The 4321-nt window shown below is 70.6% G+C and carries 3 protein-coding genes; all 3 read left to right on the top strand.

All coding sequences use genetic code 11. The annotated features are described in order from the left end of the window. The first annotated feature begins 4 nt into the window (after window positions 1–4). The 3 genes from K206_RS43590 (at window position 5) to K206_RS0104590 (ending at window position 4240) form a co-directional block, all read left to right on the top strand. Window positions 5–316 carry a hypothetical protein gene (locus K206_RS43590; protein ID WP_020201237.1) on the top strand — a complete coding sequence of 104 codons (312 nt, stop codon included), beginning with the start codon at window positions 5–7 and terminating at the stop codon, window positions 314–316. A gap of 22 nt (window positions 317–338) precedes the next feature. After that, window positions 339–1982 (top strand): PepSY domain-containing protein, encoded by a 1644-nt coding sequence (locus tag K206_RS0104595; protein WP_020201236.1) that lies wholly within the window; start codon window positions 339–341, stop codon window positions 1980–1982. Between the two features lie 173 nt (window positions 1983–2155). Further along, on the top strand, window positions 2156–4240 hold the full coding sequence (locus K206_RS0104590; protein ID WP_020201235.1) for a TonB-dependent siderophore receptor: 2085 nt from the start codon (window positions 2156–2158) through the stop codon (window positions 4238–4240). Window positions 4241–4321: the final 81 nt, after the last annotated feature.

Genomic DNA, 4321 nt, shown 5'->3' with positions numbered 1-4321 from the left:
CCCGATGACGGCGGCGAGCCTGCGCGGCGCGCGCAAGCCCCGCCCCGGCATGGGCACCAGGTGGCTGGCCGGCACGCTGCTGGGCCTGCCGCTGTCCGTGGCGCTGTGCGCGCTGTCCGTGATGTGGCTGCCGGGCGGCTGGCAGAGCGGTGCCGTCGGCGCCATGCTGGCGTGCCTGCCGCTGTGGGTGGCCATCATCAGCGCCTCGGTGCTGTTCCGCAGCAGCCTGGCCGCGTGGTCGTGGCTGGCGGCCGGCAACGCGGCCGCGTTCGGCGCGCTGTGGGCCTGGCGCCTGCTGGCGGGCGGCGCGGCATGACCCCGCGCAACAGGAGCGACACATGAAAGCCGCCACGCTGCGCCTTTACCAGACCCTGCATACCTGGGTCGGCCTGATGGCCGGCTGGGCCCTGTTCATCGCCTTCTTCGCCGGGGCCATCACGGTCTTCCACGAGGAACTGCACACGTGGCAGTCGCCGGGACGCGCGCTCGCCGACCGTCCGGCGACGCAGGGCGCCGATCCCGCCGCGCTGGACCATTTCATGCGCGCGCTGGTGGCGGCGCATCCCAGGAGCGCGGAAAGCGCCTACGTCACGCTGCCGACCGTGCACGAGCCCGAGTTCACCGCCTACTGGCTGGACCAGGACGGCAACTGGCAGACCAGCAGCTCCGGCAAGCTCGAAGCCGGCCGGAACACGCCCGGGGACACCTCGCTCGATGCCGCGCACGGCGAGCTGGCGGCGTTCATCGACAGCCTGCACTACACGCTGGGCGTGCCGGTGGCGGGCAACTATTTCATGGGCGCGGTCTCGGTGCTGTACGGCCTGGCGCTGGTGTCCGGCGTGCTGCTGCACCTGCCGCGCCTGAAGGCGGACCTGTTCGCGGTCCGGCCCGGGCGCAACCTCAAGCGCTTCTGGATGGACGCGCACAACGTGATCGGCTTGTTCAGCCTGCCCTTCCATCTCGTGTTCGCCATCACCGGCGCCGTGCTGTGCCTGGCGATGGTGCTGATCACGACGTTCAACGTGCTGGCCTTCGACGGCAAGCTGTTCGAGGCGTTGCCGCGCCTGACCACCGCCTCGCCCGAACTGAAGGCGGCGGGCCGGCCGGCGCCGATGCTGCCGGCGGCCACGCTGATGGAGGCCGCGCGCGCGAGCGCCGGCGCGCGCTTCACGCCGCTGTCGGTGCGCTACCAGCACTATGGCGACGCCCGCGCGCTGATCGAGATCCGCGGCAACAGCGCGCGCGCGCTCGGCAACTATGGCTCGGTCTCCGTGCACGCCGCCGCCGGCCAGCCCGACAGCGGCCGCGTGCTCGCGGACCAGACCGCCGGGCGGCGCGACGCCAACCACGCCATCTACAGCGCCATCTACGCCCTGCACTTCGGCACCTACGGCGACCTCGCGCTGCGCCTGGTCTACCTGATTGGCGGGCTGGCCGGCGCCTTCCTGTTCTACTCCGGCAACCTGCTGTGGATCGAGTCGCGCCGCAAGACCCGCCAGGTGAATCAGCCGCGCGTGCACCGCCTGCTGGCGCAGGCCACCGTGGGCGTGTGCATCGGCTGCTGCATCGGCGTGGCCGCGGCCTTCTGCGGCGCGCTGGTCTGGCCCGGGCGCGCGGCCGGCTGGCACTACTTCCCGGTATTCTTCGCCGCGCTGGCCTGGGCGCTGCTGCGCGCGCCGGCGCGCGCGGCCATCGAACTGCTGTGGGCCGCCGCGGCCGGCGCCGCGCTGGTGCCGGCGGTCAACGCGGCGATGACCGGCGACTACCTGTGGCAGGCGGCGCTGGCCGGCCACTGGGCCGTGGCCGGTTTCGACTTCGGCGCGCTGGCGCTGGCCTGCGGCTTTGCCGTGCTGGCCCTGGCCACGCGCCGGCGCGCGCGCAACGGGCCGCCGCATTCGGTGTGGGCCCTGCCGGCGCGCGGCGACCCCGCCACCGCGGCCAAGGCGGCCAAGGTGCCGGCGTCGCTGGCCGAGCCGTCCTGAGCGCCGCGGCGCCCGCCTTTCATCCGCTTTCGTCGTACCCGTCCGGGCCCGCCAGCGGGCTGGCCTGGCCTCACTTTTCCTAAAGAACCGTCCTTATGCCTTCTCTTCGCCCATCGCAAGGGTGCGCCGCCGCATGCGCGCCCGCTCTCCGGCTCTCGCCTGTCGCCAGCGCGGTGCTGGGCCTGACCGTCGCCTTCGCCGCGCTGCCGGCGCTGGCCCAGGCCCAGGCCGAAGCCACCTTGCCGACCGCCACCGTGTCCGCCTCGCGCGACGCGGAGCCGGCCAAGGTCGAGCGCGTGAGCGGCGGCGCGCTGGGCGACCGCAAGCCGGTGGACACGCCGTTCTCCGTGGTCGGCGTTACCAGCGAGGAGATCCAGGAGCGCATGGCGCAGACCGCCAACGACGTCTTCAAGTACGACCCGTCGGTATCCATCCTGGGCGACAACACGCGCACCGAGAATTCGTATTTCGCCGTGCGCGGCATGCGCGTGGACCCGCTCAACGGCACCAAGGTGGACGGCCAGAATTTCGTGGCCTGGGATACCGAGCTGCCGCTGGAGCCGTTCGAGCAGGTGGAACTGCTCAAGGGCCTGTCCGGCTTCATGTACGGCTTCGGCACGCCCGGCGGCATCGTCAACTACGTGGTCAAGCGCCCCACCGACACGCCCTATCGCCAGTTCACCTTCGGCTACCAGGCCAACAACATCTGGAGCGAGAAGCTCGACCTCGGCGGCCGCTTCGGCGTCGACGACCGCTTCGGCTACCGCATCAATGCCGTCAACGAGGAAGGCAACTCGGTGGACCCGAACGTGCGCGTGCGCCGCCAGGTCTTCTCGCTGGCCACCGACTTCCGCATCACGCCGGACCTGACCTGGTCGGCCGACGTCATGTACTGGAAGCGCAAGACCAGCGGCACGCTCTTCGGCATGTCCTTCGCGCCCGGCGTGGACGTGCCCAGCGCCAGCAAGGTCGCGCGCGACATCGTGCAGCCCTACTCCTCGCACGAGACCGACACCACCACCGTGGGCACCGGCCTGGACTACCGCATCAACGACGCCTGGAAGGCCAGCTTCAAGTACCGTTTCGCGCGCGAGAACCGCCTGAACGCGGACAGCTTCCTGTTCGTCGAGGACGCCGCCGGTAATTTCGCCGACACGCAGTACCGCTGGAAGACGGCCTACTACTACCAGGCCTACGACGCGATGGTGCAGGGCAAGTTCGACACCGGCGGCATCAAGCACGAGGTGGTGGCCGGCGTCGGCTACCAGACCCAGGTGCGCGAGCTGGATTCCGGCCTCGGCGGCAACGGCATCTACCTCGGAGAGAGCAACCTGTACAACCCGGTGCCGCTGCCCGAGCAGGCCGGCGTGGGCAAGGACTACGTGCCCTACCGCGACTACAAGATCACGCAGAAGTCGCTCTACCTGAGCGACACCATCCAGTTCACGCAGCGTTTCTCGGTGCTGGCCGGCCTGCGCTACACGGACTTCGCCCAGAGCAGCTACGACACCTCGGCCCAGACCACCTCGCGCTACAAGGCCAGCCCGGTCTCGCCGACGGTGGCGCTGATGTACAAGACCGACGACTTCTCCACCGCCTACTTCAGCTACGTGCAGGCGCTGGAGCAAGGCGGCTCGGCCGGCATCACCAACGCCAACTACCCGGCCGTCTACGGCCCGCTCAAGAGCAAGCAGTACGAGATCGGCTTCAAGACCGAGCGCCGCGACTGGGGCGCCAACGTGGCGCTGTTCCGCGTGGACCGCGGCTACGAGTACACCAACACCGCGAACGTGTTCGTGCAGGACGGCACGCAGCGCTTCACCGGCCTGGACACCAGCGGCTGGCTGCGCATCGCGCGCGACGTGCGGCTGCTGGGCGGCGTGATGTGGCTCAACGCCAAGGCGCACGGCGTGGACGATCCCGCCATCGATGGCAACCGCGTGTACGCCACGCCGCGCTACATCGCCACCGCCCGCGTCGAGTACGACACGCCGTTCCTGCGCGGCCTGACGCTGTCGGCCGGTGCCAAGATCACCGGCGACATGTACGTGAACTCGGCCAACACGCAGAAGGTGCCGTCCTACACCACCGTGGACCTGGGCGCGCGCTACCTGACCAAGGTCGCCGGCAAGGCGGTGACGCTGCGCGCCGGCGTCAACAACGTGGCCGACAAGCGCTTCTGGACCACCACCTACGACGGCTTCGTGCTGCCGGGCGCCTCGCGCACCTTCCTGGCCAACGCCAGCGTGCAGTTCTGACCGCGCTGCCGGCGCCTTCCGCGCGCGCCATGAAAAACGGCCCCGCCGAGGCTTCGGCGGGGCCGTTTTCGCATGCGCGCC

Source organism: Cupriavidus sp. WS (assembly GCF_000395345.1).
Lineage (GTDB): Bacteria > Pseudomonadota > Gammaproteobacteria > Burkholderiales > Burkholderiaceae > Cupriavidus > Cupriavidus basilensis_B.
Note: the sequence above shows the minus strand (reverse complement) of the source record. Positions and strands in the feature narration are given on the sequence as shown.